At 52.6% G+C, this 26,024-nt stretch carries 24 protein-coding genes, 1 tRNA gene and 1 riboswitch; of the genes, 21 read left to right on the forward strand and 4 right to left on the reverse strand.

What is annotated here, in order from left to right; genetic code table 11:
- Positions 1-32 precede the first annotated feature (32 nt).
- Together TMES_RS12180 and TMES_RS12185 are read right to left on the reverse strand one after the other, a co-directional pair.
- A tRNA-Cys gene (locus TMES_RS12180) sits at positions 33-106 on the reverse strand.
- Positions 107-262: 156 nt separating this feature from the next.
- Entirely contained in the window at positions 263-2,701 is a 2,439-nt protein-coding gene (locus tag TMES_RS12185) for a methyl-accepting chemotaxis protein (RefSeq protein ID WP_158091232.1), read from the reverse strand.
- A 606-nt stretch (positions 2,702-3,307) separates the two neighbouring features.
- On the opposite strand from TMES_RS12185, the gene TMES_RS12190 reads away from it, so the two are divergent.
- The 11 genes from TMES_RS12190 (at position 3,308) to ribB (ending at position 15,303) form a co-directional block, all read left to right on the forward strand.
- Positions 3,308-3,964 carry a protein-L-isoaspartate O-methyltransferase family protein gene (locus TMES_RS12190; RefSeq protein WP_245835381.1) on the forward strand — a complete coding sequence of 219 codons (657 nt, stop codon included), beginning with the start codon at positions 3,308-3,310 and terminating at the stop codon, positions 3,962-3,964.
- Between the two features lie 92 nt (positions 3,965-4,056).
- Positions 4,057-4,380 carry a rhodanese-like domain-containing protein gene (locus tag TMES_RS12195; RefSeq protein ID WP_085582911.1) on the forward strand — a complete coding sequence of 108 codons (324 nt, stop codon included), beginning with the start codon at positions 4,057-4,059 and terminating at the stop codon, positions 4,378-4,380.
- 151 nt (positions 4,381-4,531) lie between these two features.
- Positions 4,532-5,890 (forward strand): TolC family outer membrane protein, encoded by a 1,359-nt coding sequence (locus tag TMES_RS12200; protein WP_085582913.1) that lies wholly within the window; start codon positions 4,532-4,534, stop codon positions 5,888-5,890.
- Between the two features lie 119 nt (positions 5,891-6,009).
- Positions 6,010-6,651, forward strand: coding sequence for a DUF2497 domain-containing protein (locus TMES_RS12205; RefSeq protein WP_085582915.1), 642 nt, complete (start codon positions 6,010-6,012; stop codon positions 6,649-6,651).
- Positions 6,652-6,742: 91 nt separating this feature from the next.
- Positions 6,743-9,409, forward strand: a complete 2,667-nt coding sequence (locus TMES_RS12210; protein ID WP_085582917.1) for a valine--tRNA ligase — start codon at positions 6,743-6,745, stop codon at positions 9,407-9,409.
- Between the two features lie 126 nt (positions 9,410-9,535).
- Positions 9,536-9,901 (forward strand): antibiotic biosynthesis monooxygenase family protein, encoded by a 366-nt coding sequence (locus TMES_RS12215; RefSeq protein ID WP_085582919.1) that lies wholly within the window; start codon positions 9,536-9,538, stop codon positions 9,899-9,901.
- Positions 9,901-11,304, forward strand: coding sequence for an aminodeoxychorismate synthase component I (gene pabB, locus TMES_RS12220; protein ID WP_085582921.1), 1,404 nt, complete (start codon positions 9,901-9,903; stop codon positions 11,302-11,304). Before TMES_RS12215 ends, pabB begins: the two co-directional genes overlap by 1 nt.
- Positions 11,305-11,355: 51 nt before the next feature.
- Positions 11,356-12,000, forward strand: a complete 645-nt coding sequence (locus tag TMES_RS12225; protein ID WP_085582923.1) for an anthranilate synthase component II — start codon at positions 11,356-11,358, stop codon at positions 11,998-12,000.
- Positions 11,988-12,836 (forward strand): aminotransferase class IV, encoded by an 849-nt coding sequence (locus TMES_RS12230; RefSeq protein ID WP_085582925.1) that lies wholly within the window; start codon positions 11,988-11,990, stop codon positions 12,834-12,836. Before TMES_RS12225 ends, TMES_RS12230 begins: the two co-directional genes overlap by 13 nt.
- A gap of 69 nt (positions 12,837-12,905) precedes the next feature.
- Entirely contained in the window at positions 12,906-14,186 is a 1,281-nt protein-coding gene (locus tag TMES_RS12235) for an EAL domain-containing protein (protein ID WP_085582927.1), read from the forward strand.
- Positions 14,187-14,352: 166 nt separating this feature from the next.
- Positions 14,353-14,501, forward strand: a riboswitch (FMN riboswitch).
- A 133-nt stretch (positions 14,502-14,634) separates the two neighbouring features.
- Positions 14,635-15,303 carry a 3,4-dihydroxy-2-butanone-4-phosphate synthase gene (gene ribB, locus TMES_RS12240; RefSeq protein WP_085582929.1) on the forward strand — a complete coding sequence of 223 codons (669 nt, stop codon included), beginning with the start codon at positions 14,635-14,637 and terminating at the stop codon, positions 15,301-15,303.
- A gap of 115 nt (positions 15,304-15,418) precedes the next feature.
- Here ribB and xth read toward each other — a convergent pair whose 3' ends face one another.
- Positions 15,419-16,198, reverse strand: a complete 780-nt coding sequence (gene xth, locus TMES_RS12245; RefSeq protein WP_085582931.1) for an exodeoxyribonuclease III — start codon at positions 16,196-16,198, stop codon at positions 15,419-15,421.
- Between the two features lie 95 nt (positions 16,199-16,293).
- Complete coding sequence (gene erpA, locus TMES_RS12250) at positions 16,294-16,635, reverse strand: iron-sulfur cluster insertion protein ErpA (protein WP_085582933.1); 342 nt, start codon at positions 16,633-16,635, stop codon at positions 16,294-16,296.
- Between the two features lie 244 nt (positions 16,636-16,879).
- Between erpA and argS the strand changes: the two genes are divergently transcribed.
- The 10 genes from argS to tatC all read left to right on the forward strand — a co-directional run bounded on the left by argS (position 16,880) and on the right by tatC (position 26,005).
- Positions 16,880-18,631 (forward strand): arginine--tRNA ligase, encoded by a 1,752-nt coding sequence (gene argS / locus TMES_RS12255; protein WP_085583551.1) that lies wholly within the window; start codon positions 16,880-16,882, stop codon positions 18,629-18,631.
- A gap of 110 nt (positions 18,632-18,741) precedes the next feature.
- A complete protein-coding gene (locus TMES_RS12260; protein WP_158091233.1) occupies positions 18,742-19,452 on the forward strand; it encodes an SPOR domain-containing protein in 711 nt (236 codons plus the stop codon).
- Positions 19,439-20,512 (forward strand): beta-N-acetylhexosaminidase, encoded by a 1,074-nt coding sequence (gene nagZ / locus TMES_RS12265; protein ID WP_245835384.1) that lies wholly within the window; start codon positions 19,439-19,441, stop codon positions 20,510-20,512. Before TMES_RS12260 ends, nagZ begins: the two co-directional genes overlap by 14 nt.
- Positions 20,509-21,192 (forward strand): site-2 protease family protein, encoded by a 684-nt coding sequence (locus tag TMES_RS12270; RefSeq protein ID WP_085582939.1) that lies wholly within the window; start codon positions 20,509-20,511, stop codon positions 21,190-21,192. Before nagZ ends, TMES_RS12270 begins: the two co-directional genes overlap by 4 nt.
- Before the next feature lie 28 nt (positions 21,193-21,220).
- Positions 21,221-22,189, forward strand: coding sequence for a segregation and condensation protein A (locus TMES_RS12275; RefSeq protein WP_085582941.1), 969 nt, complete (start codon positions 21,221-21,223; stop codon positions 22,187-22,189).
- Positions 22,149-22,946, forward strand: coding sequence for an SMC-Scp complex subunit ScpB (gene scpB / locus TMES_RS12280; RefSeq protein ID WP_342746312.1), 798 nt, complete (start codon positions 22,149-22,151; stop codon positions 22,944-22,946). The genes TMES_RS12275 and scpB overlap by 41 nt, the downstream gene beginning before the upstream one ends.
- Before the next feature lie 141 nt (positions 22,947-23,087).
- A complete protein-coding gene (locus TMES_RS12285) occupies positions 23,088-24,131 on the forward strand; it encodes an ABC transporter ATP-binding protein (protein ID WP_085582943.1) in 1,044 nt (347 codons plus the stop codon).
- 115 nt (positions 24,132-24,246) lie between these two features.
- Positions 24,247-24,474, forward strand: a complete 228-nt coding sequence (locus TMES_RS12290; RefSeq protein WP_085582945.1) for a Sec-independent protein translocase subunit TatA/TatB — start codon at positions 24,247-24,249, stop codon at positions 24,472-24,474.
- 41 nt (positions 24,475-24,515) lie between these two features.
- Entirely contained in the window at positions 24,516-25,013 is a 498-nt protein-coding gene (gene tatB / locus TMES_RS23330) for a Sec-independent protein translocase protein TatB (protein WP_085582947.1), read from the forward strand.
- An 8-nt stretch (positions 25,014-25,021) separates the two neighbouring features.
- The gene (tatC, locus tag TMES_RS12300; RefSeq protein ID WP_085583555.1) at positions 25,022-26,005 is read left to right on the forward strand and encodes a twin-arginine translocase subunit TatC; all 984 of its coding nucleotides are present in this window, start codon (positions 25,022-25,024) and stop codon (positions 26,003-26,005) included.
- Positions 26,006-26,024: the final 19 nt, after the last annotated feature.

Below are 26,024 nucleotides of genomic sequence, written 5' to 3' on the forward strand. Positions count from 1 at the left end.
TTTGCTCTACCAACTGAGCTATGCCGGATTAGTGGAGGCGCGAGCCGGAATCGAACCGGCGTGCAAGGATTTGCAGTCCTCTGCGTAACCACTCCGCCATCGCGCCAGCGCGTCGGCAGGGCGGTGTATAGCCCCTAGGAATGCAGGCCGTCAAGCACCCAATTTTACATTTTTCATACAATGGCTTGAAATATGCTTCAAATACAGGCCCGCCGCCAGTTTGATGCTGGCGGCGGGGATAGAGGGTATGCCGGAACGGCGGTTATCCCCGGAACTGGGGTTGGCGCTGTAACCATGGGCGCAGGATTTTTTCGCGATCCGCCGAGGGACCGAAATTCAGGTTGGCAATATCACCGCCGCTGTTTTCGGCCTCGAATGACAATGTGATGTTCGGGCCATCAACGCGAATGGTACCACGCGCGCCACGAGAAATGCCTTTTTGCAGTTTCACTTTGCAGCCGCCTAGCGACAAATCAAGGGTTTTGCCACTTATCGTTTCGCCGTTTACCGTGATCTGGATTTTGGTTTCAATTGCAAACCGGGGATCACGGCGACGGTTAACTTCCGGCGTTGCAGTTCGAACAATCCGCACCAGGGTGGCCCGCAGTTCGGCAATGCTGGAATCGACCTCGGATGCGATTTTGTTCATGTTTTCGGCACGTTCCAGGTTGCTGTCGGCTTCCTGGGCCACATCGGAGATTTTTTCTGTTACCTCGTTCGAGGCCGTTGCCGTTTCAATCACGTTACGGGCAATTTCCTGGGTGGCGCTGTCTTGCTGATGCACGGATGTGGCAACATTTGATGCCACCTGGTCAATACGGCGGATGTTTTCGCTCATATGTTGCACGGTTGACACGACCGAGCCGGTAACCTGCTGGATATCGCCAATTTGCCGTGTGATTTCCTCGGTCGAGCGGGCGGTCTGATTGGCGAGGTTTTTAACTTCCTGGGCAACCACGGCAAAACCTTTGCCGGCATCGCCGGCACGGGCGGCTTCAATCGTTGCATTCAGGGCTAAAAGGTTGGTCTGGGCGGCGATATCGGCAATCAGTTCGGCAACCTCGCCAATCCGGTCAACACTGTCTTTTAGAGACAAAACAGTCCGTTCGGCCTCAACACCTGATGCGTTGGCTTCGGTTGTGATCGCGGTTGCTTCTTCGATCTGGCGCGAGATTTCGCGAATGGAGGCGGCAAGTTCTTCAGATGCGCCAGATACGGTTTCGGCATTGGCAAGGGCTTCGTGGGCGGCCGCTGCAACGCTTTCAGAATTGGTTGAAACCCGCTGCGAAGACGACGCCATATCGCTGGCCGATGAATTAAGCCGCGCTGTTTGATCAATGATCGCTTCAACAACAATCTGCAATTCACGCTCGACCGTTTCAGCGAGGTTTTGCAGCGCATTGACGCGCAAGGCGGCGGCCTTTTCCTCGTTTTGCTGACGCTCCAGTGCGGCATAGGCCAGCTTGGCATGCAGCGCGCGCAATTGCTGGGTTGCGGGTTTGAAATCCGGCACTGTTGGTAATTCGATGTCGTGGGACAGGTCGTTATGGGCAATGGCCTCGAAATGATCTTCCATGCGCAGCAAAGGCATGCGCAATTTGCGAATCATCAAAGCCCCGTAAAGAAGTGTCAGGCCGATTGCCGCAGCGATAATGATCAGGTTTACGGTAATTGCTGTATAAAAATTGGCTTCCGCGGCACCAACCCGTTCTTCCGTCAGCTCTGTTTGCATATGGGCAAGCTCGCCCAGCGCCGATGTTAGTGGATCAATGGTTTGATAAAGCTGCTGTTCAACGATTGTTTTCAGCTTTGCTTTGTCTTTGGCGCGAAATGCGGATTCAAGATTGGCACTCAACGCGTCTGCCGACGTCATCATCGCGCGAATTTGTTCGAGAATTTTTTGTTCTCGCGAGTTTAAATCTTCGGTCGGGTAGTTGGCAATATTGGCGTGGATTCGCTTTTGCGCTGTCGTAATGCCCGAAAGCCCGGCGTCCCAGTCAAAGTTGCCATTATTCACCTTATGCGCGGCATCAACGATAAAAACGGCATAGTCATCCGACACTTCTTTCAAAAGATTAAGCGGCTTGACCCGTTTTTCATAAACGTTGACCAGATGATTTTCGGTGTTTTGCTCCGCCCAAATGCCAAAGCCACCAATGACGACCATCAAAATAATCATTGAACCAAAAGCCAGGGTCAGGCTGCCGCGAATCCCCGAAACGAAATTTCGTACCGAAGCACCAAAACCGGTTTTGATTATTTGTCCATCGTCCAGCCTATGACCGGACGCCGTACCATTGCGCATATCGGCATAGGTTTGTTCGGCTTCGCGTTTTTCCTTGGCGGTTGGCTTGGTGCGGATCGAGATGAAGCCGGCAATTTTGCCTTCCTCGATGACGGGGGTAACGTTGGCCCGCACCCAGTAATGGTCGCCATTTTTGCGTCTGTTTTTCACCAGCCCCTGCCATGGGCGGCCCGCCTTTATGGTTTTCCACAAGTCGGCAAAGGCCTCTTTGGGCATGTCGCGATGGCGGACAATATTATGTGCAGATCCAATCAGTTCGCTTTCTTCAAAACCACTGATCTTGATGAATTCTCTATTGGCAAAATCAATTTTGCCACCGATATCGGTCCGGGAGACAAGAATACTGTTGTCTTCCATTTCGATTTCGCGGTTTGTAACCGGCCCCGTGTCCCGCATGGTCCCCTCTGGTGTTGCTGGCGTTACGCAATTTATGCAGTTGTTGCTAATACGCAGATACAACGCGGAAAAGTTTGATATATCTTTGTATGTAGAGATAAAATCAATTGTGTTATTGATGCTATCCATTGGTATTATAAATAGCAAGTTCTCTGGATGGTTGAAATTGCGTCTGCCAATGGTCCCCAATATTTAACGGGCACAATTAATGCATCCCGTTTGTCGTTCAACCATAAGATCATACTTAAATTGGCACCAATTACCAACGGCGATCTCGGGACGATAGCCCGTTGGTAATCTGATTTGGCTGTGATGCGCTCAGGGCAGGTTTTTTTGTGGGGAGGGTGTGTTTTTGTGGGCACAGGCCGCATTGCCTGCATTTGGGGGCTGGCTGTGAAAATATCGCGTTAAGTGATTATCCCGGGTGGCTAAGGGTGTAATTTGGCGAAAAACATGCCAATAAATACATTCAGTAACGGATGTGCTGATTTCCAATGTTGTCAGGGGCACGCAGGCTGATTATAAACAGGACACCTCATCTGGCTCCCGGGCTTTATTCGTCGCGGGGGTTTATAGTGCATTTCTTGCGGGAATTTCAGGTCAGACATGATGGATTATCAAATCGCGCGCCACAACATGGTGGAAAATCAGGTTCGTGCCAACAAGGTCACCGATCCTTTGGTCATCGCGGCGATGGAAGAAGTCCCGCGCGAACTGTTTTTACCGGAAAGCAAGCGTGGCATCGCCTATACGGATGAAGACATTGCCATTGGTAATGGTCGTTATGCCATCGAACCGATGGTCATTGCCCGTTTGATGCAAATCGGCGAAATCGCCCAAACCGACGTCGCACTGATTGTCGGGGCAGGGTATGGTTACGCCAGTGCCCTTGTTTCGCGAGTAGCAGAAACGGTTGTTGCTGTTGAAAGTGACCCGGTCATTGCGCAGGCCGCCGAAAAAATTATGCAGCAAAACAATTACGACAACGTCATCGTTGTTGAAGGTGATGCCGTGACCGGTTACGCAAAACAGTCACCTTATAATATTATTATGTTTGATGGCGCAGTTGCCGAAGTTCCCCAGGCCATTCTGGCCCAGCTTGCCGAAGGCGGCCGGTTGCTCGCAGTGGTGCGCGAAGAAGGCAAGGTTGGCATTGCGCGTCTGTATGAGCGCGAACATGGTGTCATCGGGCACCGTGATCTGTTTGATGCCTATGTTCCTTATTTGCCAGGTTTCGAACCAATAGAAAGTTTTGTATTTTGATTTAAACAATAATTGCGGATCTGATGTCGGGGGTACGATATTGGAACGCATCGTTGTGTTAATCGCTGTTGCAAGGTCTGGTTCAATTGGACATGGTTCGGGAAATTTCATGTGAAGACGTCGCGCGGATGATAAAAACATCTGCGCCGTTAACCGTGATAGACGTGCGAGAAGCCTGGGAAGTGGAAATTTGCGCCATTAATGGCGCTGTCCATATTCCGCTTGGCGATATTGCGCAACGGATCGATGAAATTGATACCGGCAAACCGGTGGCAGTTTTGTGCCATCATGGTGTTCGAAGTCGCCACGCCGCCATGTTTTTGATGTCACGCGGGGTTCAAGACGTTTTTAATATCGTCGGTGGTATTGATTTGTGGGCTATCGATATCGCGCCAGAAATGGCACGATACGAATGATGGAATTGAACTAATTCGGCTAATATAAGGGACTGAGGGCACTTTTTGCTTTCAACGGGCTCTTTTTTTAGACATTTTTAGTAGCAACGTTACCATATCGGAACTGCGCTGGGGTCGGGACTTGGTGTAGGACTTTGACAAGGGTGTATAAATGATAAAACGGTTCTTGCTGACCTGCAGTATTCTGGCGACCGCCGGAATTGTTTCTGCCGGGGCGTCTGCGGAAACCCTCGAAGATGCGTTAGCCAAAGCATATCAGAGCAACCCGACCCTCGAAGCTGGACGGGCTCAACTGCGTGCAACGGACGAGCAAATTTCTCAGGCATTGTCGAATTGGCGTCCCACTGTTCAGCTGAACGGTAGTGCCGGTATTCGCAAGCTTGACGTTGATACCAATCAGGCATCAACAACCCGCGATACCACGCTTAATCCTTATGAAGTCGGATTGAATGTCAGCCAGCCGCTTTATCGTGGTGGCCGAACTGAAGCCCAGACCGAACGTGCCGACGCACAAATCAAATCACAGCGTGCGGCTTTGCGCTCAAGCGAGCAGAACGTATTTCTGAACGTTGCCACGGCATATTTCAACGTTTTGCGTGATACGGCTGTTGTGGAACTGAACCAGAACAACATTCGTGTTCTCGAACGTCAGCTTGAAGCCACCCGTGACCGCTTTTCCGTGGGTGAAGTAACCCGTACTGACGTATCGCAGGGTGAAGCCCGTTTGGCTGGTGCCAAGGCTGACCTGATTGCAGCGCAGGGTACATTGGCCAACACGCGTGCGGTCTACGAACGTCTGGTTGGCAATGCACCGGCTGATCTTAAAATTCCTGATCCGCTGGGCGGGCTTCCGACCGGTGTCAAACAGGTTGTTGAAACAGCAAGTGCGCAGCATCCTGATGTGTTGCAGGCGCAGTATTCTGAAGATGCAGCCAATGATGACATCCGGCTGAACGAAGGCGTTTTGTACCCGGTCGTTAGCCTGACGGCAGGCGTTTCGCGCAGCAGCGAAGCCAGCGCCGAGGATACCACTACCGATACGGCCGAAGTTTTGGCCGAGGTAACGGTGCCGATCTATCAAAAGGGTGCTGAATATTCCAGTATTCGTGCGGCTAAACAGTCTGCTAGTCAGGCGCGCATGATTGTTGACCAGACCCGTCGTGAAGTGATCGAAAGTGCAACCAGTGCCTGGGAAAATCTGGTAACAGCACGGGCCAGCATCGAAAGCCAGCAGGCTGAAGTTTCTGCTGCTGAAGTCGCCCTTGATGGCGTTCAGCGGGAAGCATCGGTTGGCTCGCGGACGGTTCTGGACGTTCTTGACCAGGAACAGGAACTGTTACAGGCGCGTGTGTCGCTGGTGCAGTCTCGCCGGGATGCCGCTGTTGCGGAATTTCAGGTGAAGGCCGCAATCGGTGCATTGAATGCCCAGGTTCTGGGGCTGCCGGTTGATATTTACGATGTCGAACAGAACTATAATAAAGTTAAGGATCAATTGTGGGGATCTGATTGATCTGGAAGTGCCAACACCGGCCCCGAACGGGAAGGGGTCGGATAATCGACCGGACCAGTTCGGTGATTATTTTTTAGCGCGGAAGAAAACCAATGAGTGACGGGCAACAGGAACCTTCGATGGAGGACATCCTTCAGTCCATTCGCAAAATTCTTGCGGATGAAGGTGAGGATGACAAAAAGGAACCGGCAAAACCAAAGCCGGCCCCGGCCCCGGTGCCTGAACCTGAACCAGAGGTTTTTGACGAGCCGGAAGACGATTTTGACGAACTGGTGCTGGAAGATGAGCCCGAAGAGCTGGAGCTTGAGGACGAAGAACCGGAACTTCTTGATCTTGACGATGAAGAAGAACTGGAACTTGAGCCCGAGCCTGCGGGCATGGACCTTGACGACATGCTTGATTTTGACGAGCAGGTTGAAGAAGAACCGGAACCCGAACCAGAGCCGGAACCGGTTTATGAAAAGCCACGTCAGCCTGTGCCTGCTTTTTATGAAGAAGAAGATGATGACGAACCTGCCCTGATTTCAGGACAGACGGAATCTTCGGCTTCGGGCAGCATGACCGAACTGGCCCAGGCCGTTGCGCGCAAGCGTGCGATCGGGCTGGGGATCAATGCCGGTCACGCCACGCTTGAAGATCTGGTGCGCGACATGTTGCGCCCGATCCTGAAAGAGTGGCTGGACGAGAATTTGCCCTATATGATCGAACGCCTTGTGAAAAAGGAAATCGAGCGGATTGTCAGCCGCGCCGAAGACCTCTAGGCGAGCCGATTAGCAACAATCAGCGGCGCGCCTTTCGGTGCGCCGCTTTTTTTTCTTTTATCGATAAAACCCGCAGCGGATCAGAAAGACGATGTTGGATAAAACCTACAACCCGACCGACGTGGAAAACAAACTCTACGAAAAATGGGAAAAATCCGGAGCCTTTGCCGCCCATCCGGAAAGCAAAGAAAATCCCTATGTCATTATGATGCCGCCGCCCAACGTGACCGGCAGCCTGCATATGGGCCATGCTTTGACCTTTACCTTGCAGGACATTCTGGTGCGTTATAACCGCATGACCGGCAAGGATACCCTGTGGCAGCCGGGCACGGACCATGCCGGTATTGCGACCCAGATGGTGGTGGAACGTCAGCTTGGCGCCCAAAATGTGACCCGTCACGATCTGGGCCGCGAAAAGTTCGTCGAAAAAGTCTGGGAATGGAAAGAAGAATCGGGCGGTACCATTACCAATCAGCTGCGCCGTCTGGGCACATCACCCGATTGGCCGCGCGAACGCTTTACGATGGATGAAGGCCTGTCGTCTGCTGTGCGCAAGGTATTTGTCACCCTGCACAAACAAGGGCTGATTTACCGCGACAAGCGACTGGTCAATTGGGACCCGAAACTTCTGACCGCAATTTCAGACCTGGAAGTGGTGCAAAAAGAGGTCAAAGGCCATTACTGGCATTTCAAATACCCGATTGAAGGCCGCGAAGGCGAATTTATTACCGTGGCCACCACGCGCCCGGAAACCATGCTGGGCGATACGGCCGTTGCGGTTCATCCCGATGATGAACGCTATCAGGATCTGATTGGCAAATATTGTATTTTGCCAATCGTGGGCCGTCGTATCCGCATTGTTGCCGACGAATATGCCGACCCGGAAAAGGGTTCAGGTGCGGTTAAAATTACCCCGGCGCATGATTTTAACGACTTTGAAGTCGGCAAGCGTCACGACCTTGAAAAAATCAACATTCTTGATGATCACGCCTGCATTAACGACACCGCGCCCGAAGAATATCGCGGGCTTGACCGGTTTAAGGTGCGCGACCTGATCATTGCCCGGATGGATGAATTTGGTCTGTTGGAAAAGATCGAAGACACCGTTCATATGGTGCCCTATGGCGACCGCTCAAATGTTGTGATCGAACCCTATTTGACCGATCAGTGGTTTGTGAACGCCGAGGTATTGGCGAAACCGGCGTCCGAAGCAGTTGAAGATGGTCGCATCCGATTTGTGCCGAAAAACTGGGAAAACACCTATTTTGAATGGATGCGCAACATCCAGCCCTGGTGTATTTCGCGTCAATTGTGGTGGGGCCATCGCATCCCGGCGTGGTTTGGTCCGGATGGCACCTTCTTTGTTGAAGAAACAGAAGAAGAAGCCATTGCAGCAGCCAAAGCCCACTATGGCAAGGATGTTGAACTTAATCAGGAAACCGATGTTCTTGATACGTGGTTTTCATCCGCCTTGTGGCCGTTTTCGACCCTGGGCTGGCCGGAACAAACGGCAGAACTTGGAAAATATTATCCGGGTGATGTGCTGGTTACCGGCTTTGACATTATTTTCTTCTGGGTTGCCCGCATGATTATGATGGGCATGCATTTTATGGACGGGCAGGTACCGTTTCGTGATGTGTATATCCATGCTCTGGTGCGTGATGAAAACGGCCAGAAAATGTCCAAGTCCAAGGGCAACGTCATCGACCCGCTGGACCTTATTTCCGAATATGGCTGTGATGCGCTGCGCATGACGCTAACCGCGTTGGCCGCACAGGGACGCGACATTAAACTTGCGGCGTCGCGGGTTGAAGGCTATCGCAATTTCGCGACCAAAATCTGGAACGCTGCGCGTTTCTGCGAAATGAACGAATGCAATGTCATAGACGGTTTTGATCCCAAATCGGTTAAAACAACCCTGAACCGCTGGATTGTGGGCAAGGTTGCCGAAGCGGCGAAAACTGTTTCCGGCTCGATTGAAAACTACCGTTTCAATGATGCCGCGGCCGGTGCCTACCAGTTTGTTTGGGGCACCTTCTGTGACTGGTATCTGGAATTGGCAAAGCCTGTATTCATGGGCGATGACGCCGATGCCAAAGCCGAAACACGTGCCACGGCGGCCTGGGTTTTTGATCAAATATTGCTGATCTTGCATCCGGTGATGCCGTTTATCACCGAAGAATTGTGGGCGCAAACCAGTGAGAAACACACCGGATTGCTGATGGCGCAAGCCTGGCCCGCACTGGCCGATGATTTGATCGATACCGGCGTCGAAGCCGAAATGGATCTGGCCTTGCGCCTGATTGGCAATATTCGCGGTGTGCGTTCGGAAATGAATGTACCGCCGTCGGCAGAAGTGCCGATTTATCTGGTCGATGCCACCGATGCCATGAAAGCAGCGATTGCCGCACAGGAAGCCCAGGTAAAACGGTTGGCCCGTGTTGCCGTAATCGAGTTTATCGGGGCGGACCGGGTGGAATCTGTTGCCAAGGGTGCGATCCAGACTGTGGTGGATGGTGTACCGGTATTTGTTTCTGTGGCCGATTTCATTGACATTGCGGCTGAAAAGGCGCGACTGGAAAAAGAAATCGACAAGATCGGCAAATATATCAAGGCGCAGGAAGGCAAACTGTCAAATGAACGATTTGTCAGCCGTGCCCCTGAAGAAATTGTTGCAGCGGAAAAAGCCAAACTGGCCGATGCCCGTGATACGCTGACCAAGCTGCAGGAAGGTTTTGACCGCATTGCCGCCATGTAAGGTTGTGCGACGTTAACGCTGATCGAACAGGGGATGTGGCAAAAGCTGCATCCCCTTTTTGATGCTGGTATTGATCCGTGAATAGCCTAAATTAGGCTCACTTATTTTGCGCTGGAGATATATATCATGCCCTTTTCCAGGTTGCCTGAACCGCCCTATTACGCCGTGATTTTTTCATCAATTCGCACCGAAGGCGATGATGCGGCATATGGTGAAACCGCAGCCATGATGAGCCAGCTTGCCGCGGCCCAGGACGGGTATCTGGGCGAAGATTCAACCATGCGTGATGGTGAAGGTATGGGCATTACGGTGTCATACTGGCGTGATGAAGCTGCAATTCGCGCATGGAAACAACATCTTGATCATACTGTTGCCCGGAACGCCGGACGCGAGAAATGGTATCAATCCTATACGTTGCGTGTGGCCAAGGTAGAGCGGGCATATGATTTTGATCGTCCCGAAAGCGGGTTTTCAAAACAGGCTGCCGTTTGATGCATGTTGAAGAATATCCGTTCGTCGACCCTGTTAGCGCCTATAAAACACTGGCGAAAATTGATGCGTGCCATTTGCTGGATTCGGGCAACCGGGATGGATTTGCCTATATCGCTGCGGGATCAATCCATAAGCTGACGGCACGCGACGGGCAGGTGACACTCGATGGAAACATTGTTTCGGGTGCACCCTTTGCCGTGCTGGCCGATGTTTTGGATCAATATCAATTACTGCATAACCCGGCCTTGCCACCCTTTCAGGGCGGGGCTGTGGGCTATTTCGGATATGACCTGTGCCAGCAACTCGAACATCTGCCCACACCCGGGCAGGATTGGCTCGATATCCCCGACATGATGGTGGGGATCCATGACGTTGTGGTTTCATTTGATTTGAGCCAACGCCGCATGTGGATTATCTCGCATGGCTTTCCGGCCACCCAAGATTCCGACAGGCAAAGCAGTTCCCGTAAGCGGGTTCGCCAGATCAGGGATTGTTTGCGAGGGGCGGGCGCGCGCGATCTGGAAATACCGGCAGCACCGCAACCGCCAGCCATAACACCGTGGCAGTCAAATTTCACCCGGACGCAATATGAAAATGCAGTACAACGGGTGAAGGACTACATTTTTGACGGTGATATTTTTCAGGCCAATTTATCGCAGTCATTTTTTGCACAATATGGGCAAGACCAGCTTTGCGATCCGTTTGGTTTATATCGCAGGCTGTCATCGTTAAGTCCGGCTCCGTTTGGTGCTTTTCTTGATTTTGGCGATGTATCAATCCTGTCAAATTCGCCCGAACGATTTTTAAAGGTAGGTCCGGACGGGCAGGTTGAAAGCAAACCGATCAAGGGAACGCGCCCGCGCGGCAAAACGCCGGTAGAGGACGCAAAATTTGCGCAGGATCTGCTTTTGTCGGAAAAGGATCATGCCGAAAATGTCATGATCGTTGATCTGCTGCGCAATGATTTATCCCGGGTTTGTCAACCGCACACGGTGGATGCAAGCAACATTTGCCAGCTGGAAAGCTTTGCCAATGTGCATCATCTTGTGTCCACCGTCACCGGAACGCTTGAGGGCGCCAAAACAGCGATTGATGCCCTGGTTGCCTGTTTCCCCGGCGGGTCCATTACCGGTGCCCCAAAAATTCGCGCCATGGAAATTATCACAGAACTGGAAAACCGGCGCCGGTCTGTCTATTGCGGTGCAATTGGCTTTATCGGGTTTGACGGGGTCATGGACACCAACATCGCCATTCGCACCTTGGCGGTTCATAATGGCCGGATGGCGTTTAACGTGGGGGGCGGCATTGTGGCCGATAGTATCCCGGCGCATGAATATGACGAAACCCTGTCAAAAGCGGAAAAACTGATGGCAGCCCTTGGGATATCTGCCGAAAATGCGTGATTATTGGCCATGGGGTGACCTGTGCCTGAAGACAGAAAATGGAAATCGGTTGTGATTCTGCTGATCGATAATTACGATTCTTTTGTTTTCAATCTTGCCCGGTATGTCCGTGAATTGGGCCGCGAGGTGCAGGTTATGCGCAATGATGCGATTGACAGTGCTGGCATTCGCGACCTGAACCCGACCGCCATTATATTATCACCTGGTCCCTGTGCGCCCGATCAGGCCGGAAACTGCCTTGATATTGTGCATAAGCTGAGCGCCGATTTTCCGATATTAGGGGTATGTCTGGGCCATCAGGTTATAGCACAGGCCTTTGGCGGCAAGGTCGCGCGGGCAAACCATCCCCTGCATGGCAAAACCAGCCTTGTTGAACACGACGGCACCGGTGTTTTTGGAGGTTTACCTAATCCGTTTCGGGTAACGCGCTATCATTCGCTGATTGCCAAGTTACCCCATGCTGGCACCGCTTTAAAAGCAACAGCACATAGCCCGGATGGCGAGTTAATGGCATTGGCGCACGCGGACTTGCCTGTTTATGGTGTGCAATTTCACCCCGAATCCGTGCTAACCGAACATGGGCATGCTTTGCTTGCCAACTTTCTGAGCATTGCCGAAGGTTTCAAAAAGATGCCTGCAAAGCAGGGTTTATCGGGTGACGAAGCAAGACAGGGGCCAGAAACATGCTGTGGCTAAATGGCAAATTTTACCCTGATGACGACGCAACAATTTCCGTTTTCGACCGGGGTTTTCTGCTGGGTGACGGGGGTTTTGAAACCATGCGCGCAACTTCAGGCAAGGTTTCATGGCTGGATAAACACCTTAACAGAATATTGCAGAGCATTGAAATTATTGGTGGTGGCTTCACCGATTTGCCCCAAAAAAATGCTATCGCCGATATTATTGCAAGGCTTTGTCAAGGGTATGAAAGCCGCCACGCTGTTATTCGGTTAACCGTGTCGCGTGGCCAGGGTGGGCAGGGGTTGTTGCCGGTAAAAGTGCATGACGGGGCGGTTTTGATAACGGCAAAACCGTTTGATCTGACTATTGGAAGTTGGCCCATGACACTTGCCGTTTCACAAAAGGTGCGGAGAAACCTGTGGTCGGTAACGGCGAAAATCAAAAGCCTGAATTACCTTGATAATATTATCGCGCGCCAGGAAGCCGCCGATAATGGGGCCGAAGATTGCCTTGTTTTGACACAGGATGGTTATGTCGGAGAAACGACAATCGGGAATATTTTTGCGCTTAAAAACGGAAAGCTGCATACCGCAGCCAACGACACAGGAATATTCGCCGGGTTAAGCCGGTCTTTTATTATTGATTGGGCCCAGCGCCATTTGATTGACATATGTTACGATCCTTTAACGGTTGAACAGTTACATACCGCGCAATGCGTATTTGTCAGCAATGCGTTACGTGGTGTGCGCCCGGTGGCCTGTATTGGTAACCGCAAGCTTGAAACCACGCAGGCTGGACTGGAATTATATAAAAAAATTGCGGCTGACATTGAAAACAGCCTTGGGCGATAGCTTCTAAAAGGGGACCAACTTTTCAAGTTGCCAACACGCTTACGGGTTGGATGCAAACGCAGGAAGCAGATGACAGAAACGGGTAAATTAAAAGAAATACCGGCGATACGTTTGCTGGAAATGCTTAAGAAAAATGATCAGTCGGGCAAGACGCTTTTTGTCGGCCTGCTGGATTTACCGGCATCGTTACGTTTGTCTGATGATGATTACGCGGTTTTGATGCGCGAAGCGTTCCGCCAGTTACCCGAGCGAACCCAGCAATACAAACTTGATAACGGCATGGTGGCGTTTGTGCGTTTGGGACGCGGTTTTGGCAGTGTTGACATGTTTGTCGATACCATCAGCGAATTGCTGGAAACGGTTATTTCCCGGCATGGGCTGGGCACCGTTCCAGAAACGATCTGGAATGAATATCGCTGGCCTGATGACGATGCCGGTTTGCGAGCAGGTTTGCGGATTAACGAAAAAGAGGTTGTTTCCTCGACGGGCAAAAAGAAAATAAGCTTGGCCAGCCTGTTGCAAGCCGCCATTTCGGCAGACGCCGTTTACGATTCCTGTCGGCGTCAGGCAATACTGGAAATCCGCGATACCCAGCGTGAAATTATAGGGCACGAGCTTTATTGCTCGCTGGATTTTTTGCGTCACAATCACCTGGCCAATTTTGTCCTTGAAGGATCAGGTGAACTGGAAATTCTGTCGCGTGTCCTTGACGAAAAGGTGATGGCCTTTACGCAAAAGATATCGCCTTTATTGCTGCCTGATGTGCTGCATCTTAACATGCAGGTTCAAACTATTTTTTCCGACGCCTTCACCAGCTTTCTTGACAGCGGAGACAGCCGCTTTGCGCGCAATCTGGCGATTGAAGTGTCGCTGGAAAATGCCATTGCCGACTGGTGGGAATTTGAAGATGCCTGCAAATTATTGCAGTCCGCCGGTGTGCGTGTGGGGCTGGACCGTATTACGCTGCCAGCACTGGAGTTTTTGTCGCCGCGCAAGATCAAGGTCGATTTTGTCAAAGTGATCTGGGACCAGAATATTATTGGCTCCAAACGATCAACCGTGGCCGAAAGGCTGCGTGAATTTGCAACGGCGCTGGGCAATCGCAACCTGATTTTAACCCGCTGCGACAGTCGCACCGCCGTGCGTATGGGGCGCAGCCTTGGCGTTGATGCGTTTCAGGGCAGTTATGTTGATGCCTTGTTGGGCAAGCACCTTGCCGATCATTGCGATTCGCCGCATGCCGCAGGTAACGAACGCCGGTGTGCAGTGTGCCAATGGGCGCCGCGCGAAACCCAAAGCAACGGCTGCAGTTTTCATTTCCGGGCCGGTAAAGTGCTACCGCCGCTTTAAGAGCCGGGGCAGACTTGGCATTCGCCGTGCATTGGCGAGCAAACCGGTTATCCCCATTTTCGCAACACTATGTTGGCAAGGTTTGAACTTGCCAACATAGGCGTAATTTTCTAGTGTTGGCGCGCTGATCGTTTGTTGCGGTCAGTTATGTCGTTATTACAACGGCGCTTATTCTCAGGGCAGGGTGTAATTCCTGACCGGCGGTAACCCGATTTCGGGAAGCCCGCGAGCGCCTGACGGTTTATCTGTCAGGGTCAAGCAGATCTGGTGTGATTCCAGGGCCGACGGTAAGAGTCCGGATGGGAGAGGATAAGGCGTGACGGGGCAGGTTAATGGATATTCCATGTGCCTGTTTTGTCAGGTATCGACAAAGGGCGATGTTTTGGCATCGTTGCTTTGGCCTTTCTTGTGTGCCCTGATTCGTAAGCCGCCATCAAGGAGGACGGTTATGAATCAGAGTGATCATCAGGAACCCGCATTGTCGCAATTTGGCAATTCAATGGCCCGTATGGAACGTGCTATTGCCGATTTGCAGGCAGGAAAAGGGGTTCTGGTTGTTGATGACGAAGATCGCGAAAACGAAGGCGATCTGATTTTTTCTGCACAGCATTTAACCAATGAACAAATGGCGATGCTTATTCGCGATTGTTCCGGCATTGTGTGCCTGTGCCTGACAGATGCCCATGCAACCGCGCTGGATTTGCCGCCAATGGTGGACAACAATACATCGAGCATGGGAACAGGCTTTACCGTGACCATCGAAGCCAAAGCTGGCGTTACCACCGGCGTTTCGGCAGCCGACCGTGTGACAACGGTTAAGGTTGCCACGGCAGAGGGTGCCAAGGCATCGGACCTTGCCCGTCCTGGTCATGTGTTTCCGTTGCGCGCCCGTCCGGGCGGGGTGATGGAACGTCGCGGCCATACCGAGGCCACGGTTGATATGATGCGTCTGGCAGGGCTAAAACCGGCCGGGGTGTTGTGTGAAGTCACCAACCCCGATGGCACCATGACCCGCTTGCCCGGACTTGTGGAATATGCCGCCCGCCATGACATGGTTGTGATCAGCATCGATGATATCGTCGCCTATCGCCAGCAAATGCAACAGGCCGCTGAATAATTTTGCTGCCGTTTGATCGGTGCAAAAACATAAAGGGACGGTCACATGAACCGTCCCTTTTGTTTTTATCATCTATCAGATCAATAACTCATCGCATCTGTTTGATTACAATAAATTATCCGTCAATCATACACCAGACCGGTGTGTGATCCGATGCCTTTTCCTTGCCGCGCGGATCACGGTCAATATCGGCAGCACTTAACCGGTCTGCGGCGGCCGGGGTGAGCAGCAAATGGTCAATACGCAGCCCGTTATCCTTGTTCCATGCCCCGGCGCGATAATCCCACCAGCTATATTGATGGCCATTGGCATTAAAGGTGCGAAAGGCATCGGTGTAGCCCAAATTCATCATGGTGCGCAGGCGTTTGCGCTCTTGTGTTGAACACAAAACCTTTTCATGCAGTTTTTCCGGGTCATAAACATCGGAATCATCGGGTGTGATATTGTAATCGCCGCCCATAACCGCGGCTTCCCCACTGGCAAAAACGCCCTCAAACCGCGTGATCAGGCGGTCCAGAAAATTCAGCTTGTAAGCAAATTTCTCTGATCCGACTTCTGTTCCCATCGGCACATAAATAGAGGCAACCCGCACCGGGTTTTGCCCTGAAATCACGGCTTCAATATAACGGGCCTGTTCGTCATCGTCGTTGCCGGGCAGGCCGCGCTGAACGTCCTCAATCGGGAATTTAGACAGGATGGCGACGCCGTTATAGGTTTTCTGTCCGTGAATGGCGATGTTATAGCCAAGGTCTTCAATTTCCATGGCCGGGAAACCATCATCAACCGTTTTGGTTTCTTGCAACAAAACCACATCGGGCTGGGCTTGCTCCAGCCATTCGAGGATATTGGGAAGGCGCGCCTTGATCGAGTTGACATTCCAGGTGGCGATTTTCATAGTTTCCTCGAATTTCGGTAAAACATTGCCAAAAATAAAACGGGACCTGCGATATCACAGGTCCCGAAAAGATTTAACGCTTTCGTACCGGTCGATCAAACCGAGAAACTTGACCCGCAGCCACAAGACGATGATGCATTGGGATTATTTACCCGAAATGCCGCACCGACCAGTTCGCGAACAAAATCAATTTCGGCGCCGCCCAGCAGGTCGAGCGAAACGTCATCGACGACCATTTTGGCACCGTGATTTTCGAAAACATGGTCTTCGTTGTTGCTGTTATCATCTAGCGAAAATTCATATTGAAAACCGCTGCAACCGCCACCAGAAACCTGTAACCGCAGCATCAGGCCGTTATTGCCTTCGCTGTTGATCAGTTCCTGGATGCGGGTCGCAGCACTTTCTGTCATCTGTACTTGCCGGGATGCTTCCGCCATTTACATGCTCCTTGACGCTCAACCCAACGGGTGGGGTTTCATAATCTGAAGTCACTTTAACACATTCAGACCTGCCTGTTTAACCTGTATTTAGCCCATCATTGCTAAATGTCAAAACCCCGGATCAACAAGGCTGCCATGCCACTGGCATGCCTTGCTTGCGTTTTGTCGTGAAATGGCTCAAAACACCGGCAGACTGTTGGCCATTGGCCCTAACTCACAAATTACAAAAGTCTTTATTGCCATGAATGTTTTCAGCCAGTTGAAAAGCGATATCGAAGGCCAGATTGCGGTCCTTCAAACCGAAGGCATCCTGTCGGGTGATCTTGACGTGTCGCGCGTTACCGTCGAACCCCCGCGCGACCCGTCGCACGGCGATGCCGCCACCAATGCCGCCATGTTGCTGGCCAAGGGTGCCGGGATGAAGCCGCGCGACCTGGCCGAAAAGCTGGCCGAAAAGTTGCGCACAGTTTCCGGTATTGCGGCAGTTGAAATTGCCGGTCCCGGTTTTATCAATTTGCGTATGGCCAATGAATTCTGGCTGTCGCAAATTACCGAAGTCCTTAATGTTGGCACGGAATATGGCAACAGCCCGATGGGGCAGGGTGAACGGGTGAATGTCGAATATGTTTCGGCCAACCCGACCGGGCCGATGCATGTGGGCCATTGCCGGGGTGCGGTTGTTGGTGATGTGCTGGCAAACCTGCTGTCTAAAGCTGGCTACGACGTTACCAAGGAATATTACGTCAACGATGCCGGTGCGCAGGTTGATGTGCTGGCGCGTTCCCTTCACCTTCGTTATCGCGAAGCCCTGGGGCAGAATATCGGCACCATTCCCGCCGGTCTTTACCCCGGCGATTATCTGGTGGCACCGGGTAAAAAACTGGCTGCGCGCGACGGCGACAAATGGGTCGATCAGCCCGAAGAATCCTGGCTGCAGGAATTTCGCGGTTTCGCCATTGCCGAAATGATGGGCCTGATCCGCGACGATCTGGCACAGCTTGGTGTGGAACATGATGTTTTCACTTCCGAAGCAGCGCTGGTTGCCGCAGGCAAGGTTCAATCGGCGTTTGATTTTCTTGAAAGCAAGGGCGACATTTATGTTGGCGTGCTTGAGCCGCCAAAAGGTAAAACCCCGGAAGATTGGGAACCGCGCCCGCAAACCCTGTTCCGGTCGACCGAATTTGGCGACGATGTGGACCGCCCGCTAAAAAAATCCGATGGCAGCTGGACCTATTTTGCCTCCGACATCGCGTGTCATTTCGATAAATACGAACGTGGCTTTGCCAACATGATTGACATTTTCGGGGCCGATCACGGCGGTTATGTCAAACGCATGAAAGCCGCGACCAAGGCCATTACCAGTGGTAATGGATCGCTTGATGTCAAACTGTGCCAGTTGGTGAACCTGTTTGATAATGGCGAACCGGTTAAAATGTCGAAACGGTCGGGAACGTTTGTGACATTGAACGAAGTTGTCGAGCAGGTCGGCAAAGACGTTGTCCGTTTCATTATGCTGACCCGCAAAAACGATGCGACGCTGGATTTTGACTTTGCCAAGGTAACCGAGCAATCCAAAGATAACCCGGTTTTCTATGTGCAATATGCCCATGCCCGGATCTGTTCGGTGTTCCGTCAGGCGGCGGAAGCCTTCAGGAATGTTGATTTTTCGGATGCGGCACTGGTTGGTAGCGATTTGTCGGTGCTTGATTCCGACGAAGAAATGCGCCTTGTGCGCCGCATCGCCGAATGGCCGCGTATTGTTGAACAGGCCGCAACCGCGCATGAACCGCACCGGATTGCGTTTTTCCTAAGCGAAATTTCCGCTGACTTCCATTCGCTGTGGAACCGGGGCCGCGACAATACCGAATTGCGCTTTATCAAGGCCGATGACCTGGCCACCACCCAGGCACGCCTGGCAATGATCCGTGCTGTTGCCCTGGTGATTGCGTCCGGTCTTGCGGTTGTTGGGGTTAGCCCGCTCGAGGAGATGTAACCATGTCCGGGGATCACAGCCGCGGATTGCACGCCGAACACCGTCGTCCTGCATCTGGCTCAGGTCAGGGCGGAGGCTGGAAAAGGGGTGCCGCGACTGTGGTTCTGGGAATGGCTGTTATCGGCGGCGGCATTGGCCTCGGCACATGGTGGTTTTATGGTCACGGCCAGTTTATCACCCAGGAAGGTGATTTGCCGGTTCTCGTACCCGAAGACGGGCCGATCAAGGTGCGCCCTGATAGCCCCGGCGGCATGGAAGTGCCTCATCGTGACACTACCATTTATCAGGAACTTGATGAAAGTGGCGGCGACGTTGCTGTGGTTATTGACGCCATTCCCGATATGCCAAAGGCACCCGATGCCTCTGAACTGGGGCCGCCGCCCGATGCGCGCAATCTGGTTGGTGATCAAATTGCCATTGATACCGGTAACGACATAACCGCCCCCAAACTTGATGCGCCGTCCTCAGACGGTTTGCAAGACAGCGCCAATACCGGCCCGGCATCAAAGCCTGCCGAAAAATCAGCCGCCGCACCAAACCCGCCGCCAACTGCGGTTGAAAGTTCAACCGATGGCGAGTTTCGCATTCAGCTGGCATCCTTGCGCGATGAGACACAGGCAAGTGTTGCCTGGAAGAAAATAGCATCGGAAAACAAAGATTTGGTCGGTAATCTTAAGATGTTTGTCCAGCGGGTTGACCTGGGTGACAAAGGTGTCTTTTATCGTTTGCAGGCAGGCCCGCTTGACGGACTTGCTGCTGCTGACAAAATTTGTTCCGAATTAAAACAACGCAATGTGGGGTGCCTCAGTGTCCGGCCTTGAGTTCAAACGACCCAGAGCCTGTATCCTCGGGCTTGAAGGAACAGCATTAAGTAATTGGGAAAAAGGCTTTTTTCGCGAGGCTGATCCTTATGGTTATATCATTTTTGCCCGAAATGTGGCCGACCCTGATCAGCTCAAACGCTTAACGGGCGAGTTGCGCGACCTAAACGGACGCAGCAATTTGCCCATTCTGGTCGATCAGGAAGGGGGCCGGGTGACGCGGTTAAAGCCGCCGCACTGGCGCAAAATGCCCGCTGCCGGGGTGTTTGGGCAGCTCTATGAACAACATCCCGACGATGCCCGGGAAGCGGCCTATCTGAATGGGCGGTTGCTGGCCGCGGATTTGATTGATGTCGGCATTTCGGTCGCCTGTGCGCCGGTACTGGACCTGTATTTTCCGGGTATGAGCGACGTTGTCGGTGATCGTGCCTATGGTAGCGAAGTTGCCAATGTTGTTGCCCTTGCCAGTGCTGTTTCAGCAGGACTTATGGATGGTGGAATTGTACCGGTGGTCAAACATATCCCCGGTCACGGGCGGGCATCGGTTGATAGCCACAAGGATTTGCCGGTGGTCAGTGCCTCGCGCAGCAGCCTGTCGGTGAATGATTTTGAACCGTTTCGCCAGATGAAAGATGTTCTTGCCGCGATGTCGGCACATATCCTGTTTAGTGCGATTGACGACCAGCGCCCCGGCACGGTTTCGCCCAAGGTGATTGACGAGATTATTCGCGGTGATATCGGATTTGATAACCTTTTGATCAGCGATGATTTGTCGATGGAAGCCCTGGGCGGTTCCATCGCCAGTCGCACCTATGAATGTCTTGTTGCGGGCTGTGATATTGCCCTGCATTGCAATGGCAAGCGCACCGAACTTGAACAGGTTGTTTCGATGTCGCCCAAACTTGACGGGCAGGCATTGGCACGTGCCCTTGCGGTAACCAACAAGATAACATCCCTTCAGGGCTCTGTCCCTGCACGGCCGGTTCTGGCGGACTGGAATGCGCGACTGGCGCAATTGCTGGCACCTGTGTGGCCCGCGGCACAAGGAGAAGGTGCTTGAACCATATTATCGACGTGATTATTTCGGCAACCACATGGGTTTTGCCGGTGCTTTTTGCTGTGACCTTGCACGAAGCCGCACACGGTTTTGCCGCCAAGGCCTTTGGCGACGATACCGCACAGCGGGCAGGGCGGCTAAGCCTTAATCCGATCCGCCATATTGATCCGGTTGGTACCATTGTTATCCCGGGGCTTTTGCTGTTAACCGGGGCGCCGTTTTTGTTTGGTTACGCCAAACCGGTGCCAGTGGCATTTCACCGTCTGCATCCCCAGCGGCTGGGCATTATTGGCGTGGCTATCGCGGGGCCGGCAATTAATATTGTGCTGGCAATTTTCTCGATCATGCTGTTGGCATGGTTGCCGTCATTCTCGCCTGCGCTGAACGACTGGCTTGGCAAAACCCTGAACAATTCCATCGCCTTGAACTGTGTTTTGGCCGTGTTTAACATGTTGCCCATTCCGCCGCTTGATGGCGGACGGGTCCTGACGGCCATTTCACCGGCCCCGATTGCCCGTGTTTTGATGAGGATGGAAAAAGCCGGTATGGTCTTGTTGATCGCACTGGTGTTTTTACTGCCTTATGTGACAGCGCAGCTGGGCATTAATCTGCCGATTTTTCAATGGATTGTTGTTGAACCGGCAATGTGGCTTATCAATTTTCTGGTCAGCTTTTTTGTTTGACCGGTCATTGCCATTATATGAGATCTGAATGGCTAAAACCGTTTCACCAGAATCTGGCATCAGTGACGAAGCCTTCGACGTAGCCCCCGTCGATCAGGTCAGTCTGGCTGACCGTCTGGTTCTGGATCTCGACGGTTTTGAAGGCCCGATTGACGTTTTGCTTGAACTGGCCCGTGATCAAAAGGTCGATATCATTCGCATATCGATCCTGGCCCTGGCCGAACAGTTTCTGGATTTTATCAATCGCGCGCACGAAATGCGCCTGGAACTGGCAGCCGACTATCTGGTGATGGCGGCGTGGCTGGCTTATTTAAAGTCGCGCCTGTTATTACCCAAACAGGAAGATGACGGCGAAGAGCTAAGCGCAGAAGAAATGGCCGAATTGCTGGCGTTTCAGTTGCGCAGGCTGGAGGCCATGAAAGCCGCCGGGGCCAAATTAACCGACGGGCCCAATCTGGGACGAGATTTTTTCGCCCGGGGCGCGCCCGAGGAAATGCAGGTAACCACATCGTCGGTTTATGATGCCTCGCTTTACGATTTGCTAAAATCTTACGCGCACATCATGCTAAGTGCCGAGGCCAAAACGCTTGAGATCGAGGCCTTTGATCTCTATGCGATGGATGATGCGATCCGACGTCTGCGCGATTTGTTTGGTCGGCGGATTGTACCGCAATGGACGTTGTTGATGGAATTTATGCCACGCGGGCTGGGCTCGCCTTTAAAAGCGCGATCCGCGCTTGCCGCACATTTTGTTGCCAGCCTGGAAATGTGCCGCGATGGCGAACTTGAAATTGCGCAAGAACAGGTGTTTGGCCCGATCATGTTGCGGTCGCCACAAAAGCCACGCCCGGAACAAACGGTATCCTTTGATGATGGCTGGGATGGGGTAACCGGCGCGGATAAAGACCGCGGCCTTGCGACCCAAGATGCAATTGGTGCAATTGACGGGGCGGGCGATGACCGGGGCTTTGAACGCGATGGGGGCGATGATGAGTGATAATAATAACGATAACGGCCAGCTTGAAATGGCTGGCATGGTGCAGAAACCGGCCATCGATCTGCAACATCTGCGCATTGTCGAAGCCGTTCTGTTTGCCTCTAGCGAGCCGTTAAGCGAAAAGCTTCTGGGCGCACGCTTGCCATCCGATGCAAAAATCGCTGATATTCTGGCTGAATTGCAGGAAACCTATGCGCAACGCGGCGTTAATCTGGTGCATGTTGGCGATAAATGGGCGTTTCGCACGGCCATTGACCTTGCCGGGGATTTACATGTCGAGGTCGAAAAATCCAAAAAGATGACCCGGGCGACATTGGAAACACTGGCGATTATTGCCTATCACGAACCGGTCACGCGGTCCGAGGTTGAAGAAATTCGCGGTGTGGCCCTGTCAAAGGGCACGCTTGATATTTTGCTTGAAGCCAAATGGATCCGCCCGCGCGGACGCAAACGTGTGCCGGGCCGCCCGGTTTTGTGGGCAACAACGGATGATTTCCTTGATCATTTCGGGCTGCAAAACCGCGATGATTTACCCGGTCTTGCCGATTTGAAAGCCGCAGGTTTGCTCGATAGCCGCCCGGGCATGGGGCGTTATGGCGCAAGTTCGGGCGATGACAGTTTGTTGCCTGAACCCGAAGATGACCCGTCAAGCACGGAATCCGCTGTTGAAGAAGCACTGACCAGCCGAAACCTGGCCGATCTTGATGCGGAAATATATGCACAAAATCTTCCGGGCGATGATCTGAAGCCTGATTGATCGCGATCAATTCATTCAACAGGCAAACTGTTGCATGTGACGGGCGAGGGCTTTAAACCACAACGAGGCATTGCTTGTCATTCGCACTGTTTGCGGGGCAAAAACCGTTTTTGGTCGATTTAAATCAATAAAGAGTACGTCATGCCGGTTGGCCTTAGCCTGAAAAATGTCAGCCATGAATTTGGCAATACCCGTGTTTTGCGTGACATCAATGTCGATGTTGCGCCGGGCGAACTGGTGTGTTTGCTTGGCCCATCGGGCTGTGGCAAGACAACGGCCCTTCGCATCGCGGCCGGGCTGGAGCGTTTGCAAACCGGTTCTGTTTTGATCCATGACGAGGTTGTGGCATCTGCCGGGCAGTATCTGGAACCTGAAAAGCGCGGCGTCGGGTTGGTATTTCAGGATTATGCCCTGTTTCCGCACCTTGATGTTGCGGGCAATATCGGGTTCGGGTTGCGTCATATGGCGGCGGACGACCGGCGCAAAGCCGTGGTGAATGCACTGGAACGGGTTGGCATGGTTGATTATATCGACGCCTTTCCCCATCAATTATCGGGCGGACAACAACAACGCGTTGCCCTGGCGCGCGCATTGGCACCGGTGCCACGTGTTATGTTGCTTGACGAACCTTTTTCCGGGTTGGATGTGGCGCGCCGGGCCGAATTGCGCGACACCACGCTTCATGTACTGAAAAATGCCGGTATTGCAACGGTTATGGTCACCCATGACCCGGAAGAAGCCATGTATATGGGCGACCGGATCATTGTGATGAATGAAGGGCAGGTGATGCAGGATGGCACCCCCGAGGAGCTTTATTTTCACCCGGCAAACCATTTCGTGGCGTCGTTTTTTGGCGAGGTAAACCTGTTTCCCTCCCGCGTTGAAAACAGCGTTGCGGCAACGCCGCTGGGCGAGGTTGCGACGGATGGAATTGCCGATGGCACAGCCGTTGATGTTTTGGTCCGTCCCGAGGGATTGCGCATTGGCGCAGCGGGGCACAATGGCGATGTTTTGGCCAATATTGATGCGGTCCGATCACTTGGCGGGGTGAGCTTGATGCATCTTTCGGTTCACAATGGCCCGCATATTCATGCGCGGGTGCCACGCCGTCAGGTTATAGACAAGGGGGGAGTCGTATCTATTACGCTTGATCCCGAGATGACGTTCGTGTTTCCTAGGGAATAGAAACGACGGCGGAAGAACCCAAACCCGCAAACACCGCGTTGCACACCATGGGGCTTTCTGCCATTATCGCTTGCCCTGTTCAAAGGGCGAGTACCGTATTGGGAGTAGAAAAGTTATGAGTATCGGCGTCTGGCAAATTGTACTGATTTTGGCCATTGTCCTGATTATTTTTGGTGCCGGTAAACTTCCGCGCGTCATGGGTGACATGGGCAAAGGTATTCGTAGCTTCAAGTCTGGCATCAACGAAAAAGATGATGAAGAATCCGACAAGGCTTCTATTGGCAACACCACCTCGGCTTCGGTGCATACCGAAAGCAAGGACAAGGATTCGGTTAAGTCCTGACCTCGTCTGTCCGACTGGCTTTGCTCTGATAGGCGCTATTCATGTTTGATATCGGTTGGACCGAAATGGCACTTGTGGCCGTCGTCGCGCTTTTTGTCGTCGGCCCCAAGGATTTGCCCCATGTCCTTTATAAAATGGCACATTACTGGAAAAAAGTGCGCGGTATGGCGCGCGAATTCCAGGGCGGCATCGACAGCCTGATCCGCGAGGCCGAGCTTGACGAATTGCGCAAGCAGGCCACTGGTGCCAGTACCAGCGCGACTGATTTTCTCGAAAAGCATATTGGCGGCAGCGATACCAATGTATCAAAGCCGACCACCAAAAAAGCCGATTCTCCTTCTGTACCGGCGGATGCAACCGTTTCTGCGACGTCTTCTGACGCAGTTAAGGGCGATGACACAAAAAATTCTTCGTCTGAATCTTCGCCGGAATCTGCGCCAGAACCTGCTGTGAAACCGGTGCGTCAGTCCGTGACGGAACCGGCGGACATAAAAGATCAACCAGAACCGGCAACCGCCCGGACCCAGCCGGAGAAATAGGCGTGAATATGCAGCTTCCAGACCAGCAGATGCCAATTATGGAGCATCTGATAGAGTTGCGGAATCGCCTGACATGGTCGGTGCTTGCACTTATTGTGACTTTTGGCGTCTGTTACTATTTTGTCGAAGACATATACGCTTTTCTGGTGCGGCCATTGGCCGCAGCCATGGGCCCTGGCAGTGACCGCCGCATGATTTACACCGCCTTGACCGAAGTGTTTTTCACTTACGTCAAGGTGTCGTTTTTTGCGGCCATGTTTGTGTCAACACCGGTGGTGCTGGGCCAGATATGGGCTTTTGTGGCACCGGGGCTTTATAAAAACGAACGCCGGGCTTTTTATCCATTTTTGTTTGCCACCCCCATCCTGTTCTTGCTGGGCGGGGCGATGGTTTATTATTTTATCATGCCGCTGGCATGGAAGTTTTTCCTCAGCTTTGAAACCGCGGGCAGCCAGACCGGGCTTGCCATTCAGCTTGAAGCCAAAGTCGGCGAATATCTGTCGCTGGTAATGAAGCTGATTTTTGCCTTTGGTCTTAGTTTTCAGTTGCCGGTATTGCTGACCCTGATGGCCCGTGCCGGGCTGGTGACAGCCGCCGGACTTGCCAAAAAACGCAAATACGCCGTTGTCGTGACCTTTGTCTTTGCCGCCGTCATGACCCCGCCGGACCTGATCTCGCAGGTCGGTCTGGCAATACCGATTATGCTGCTTTATGAAATTTCGATCGTCATGGCCCGGATGAGCGAGCGCAAACGTGCCGCAAGCCAGGCAGCAGAAGATGACGAAGACGATTATAATAACAGCGGTCGGTCAGACGATGATGTGAATGCACAGTCTGCTGCGGCGGCGCGTGCAGGAAATAGCGACACATCGGCGAAAAACAGCGGTGCGACATCCGATGAAAATACGGATGCGAAAAAGCAGTCACCCTCATCACAATCTGGTTCAATGACCGGTGATGATGATGAAGATGATTTTAACAATGCCCGTTAAATAACCTTCGCAAATAACA

The organism is Thalassospira mesophila (assembly GCF_002115755.1).
In the GTDB taxonomy this organism is placed as follows: Bacteria; Pseudomonadota; Alphaproteobacteria; order Rhodospirillales; family Thalassospiraceae; genus Thalassospira; species Thalassospira mesophila.

Coding starts and splice junctions, on each gene's coding strand:
- TMES_RS12205 (WP_085582915.1), top strand. CDS start 6,010: ATGGAGGACATCCTTCAGTCCATTCGCAAAATTCTTGCGGATGAAGGT.
- scpB (WP_342746312.1), top strand. CDS start 22,149: ATGACCGGGGCTTTGAACGCGATGGGGGCGATGATGAGTGATAATAAT.
- TMES_RS12275 (WP_085582941.1), top strand. CDS start 21,221: ATGGCTAAAACCGTTTCACCAGAATCTGGCATCAGTGACGAAGCCTTC.
- TMES_RS12210 (WP_085582917.1), top strand. CDS start 6,743: ATGTTGGATAAAACCTACAACCCGACCGACGTGGAAAACAAACTCTAC.
- tatC (WP_085583555.1), top strand. CDS start 25,022: ATGCAGCTTCCAGACCAGCAGATGCCAATTATGGAGCATCTGATAGAG.
- TMES_RS12235 (WP_085582927.1), top strand. CDS start 12,906: ATGACAGAAACGGGTAAATTAAAAGAAATACCGGCGATACGTTTGCTG.
- tatB (WP_085582947.1), top strand. CDS start 24,516: ATGTTTGATATCGGTTGGACCGAAATGGCACTTGTGGCCGTCGTCGCG.
- xth (WP_085582931.1), bottom strand. CDS start 16,198: ATGAAAATCGCCACCTGGAATGTCAACTCGATCAAGGCGCGCCTTCCC.
- ribB (WP_085582929.1), top strand. CDS start 14,635: ATGAATCAGAGTGATCATCAGGAACCCGCATTGTCGCAATTTGGCAAT.
- TMES_RS12230 (WP_085582925.1), top strand. CDS start 11,988: ATGCTGTGGCTAAATGGCAAATTTTACCCTGATGACGACGCAACAATT.
- TMES_RS12260 (WP_158091233.1), top strand. CDS start 18,742: ATGGCTGTTATCGGCGGCGGCATTGGCCTCGGCACATGGTGGTTTTAT.
- TMES_RS12195 (WP_085582911.1), top strand. CDS start 4,057: ATGGTTCGGGAAATTTCATGTGAAGACGTCGCGCGGATGATAAAAACA.
- TMES_RS12200 (WP_085582913.1), top strand. CDS start 4,532: ATGATAAAACGGTTCTTGCTGACCTGCAGTATTCTGGCGACCGCCGGA.
- pabB (WP_085582921.1), top strand. CDS start 9,901: ATGCATGTTGAAGAATATCCGTTCGTCGACCCTGTTAGCGCCTATAAA.
- TMES_RS12290 (WP_085582945.1), top strand. CDS start 24,247: ATGAGTATCGGCGTCTGGCAAATTGTACTGATTTTGGCCATTGTCCTG.
- argS (WP_085583551.1), top strand. CDS start 16,880: ATGAATGTTTTCAGCCAGTTGAAAAGCGATATCGAAGGCCAGATTGCG.
- erpA (WP_085582933.1), bottom strand. CDS start 16,635: ATGGCGGAAGCATCCCGGCAAGTACAGATGACAGAAAGTGCTGCGACC.
- TMES_RS12285 (WP_085582943.1), top strand. CDS start 23,088: ATGCCGGTTGGCCTTAGCCTGAAAAATGTCAGCCATGAATTTGGCAAT.
- TMES_RS12185 (WP_158091232.1), bottom strand. CDS start 2,701: ATGCGGGACACGGGGCCGGTTACAAACCGCGAAATCGAAATGGAAGAC.
- TMES_RS12190 (WP_245835381.1), top strand. CDS start 3,308: ATGATGGATTATCAAATCGCGCGCCACAACATGGTGGAAAATCAGGTT.
- TMES_RS12215 (WP_085582919.1), top strand. CDS start 9,536: ATGCCCTTTTCCAGGTTGCCTGAACCGCCCTATTACGCCGTGATTTTT.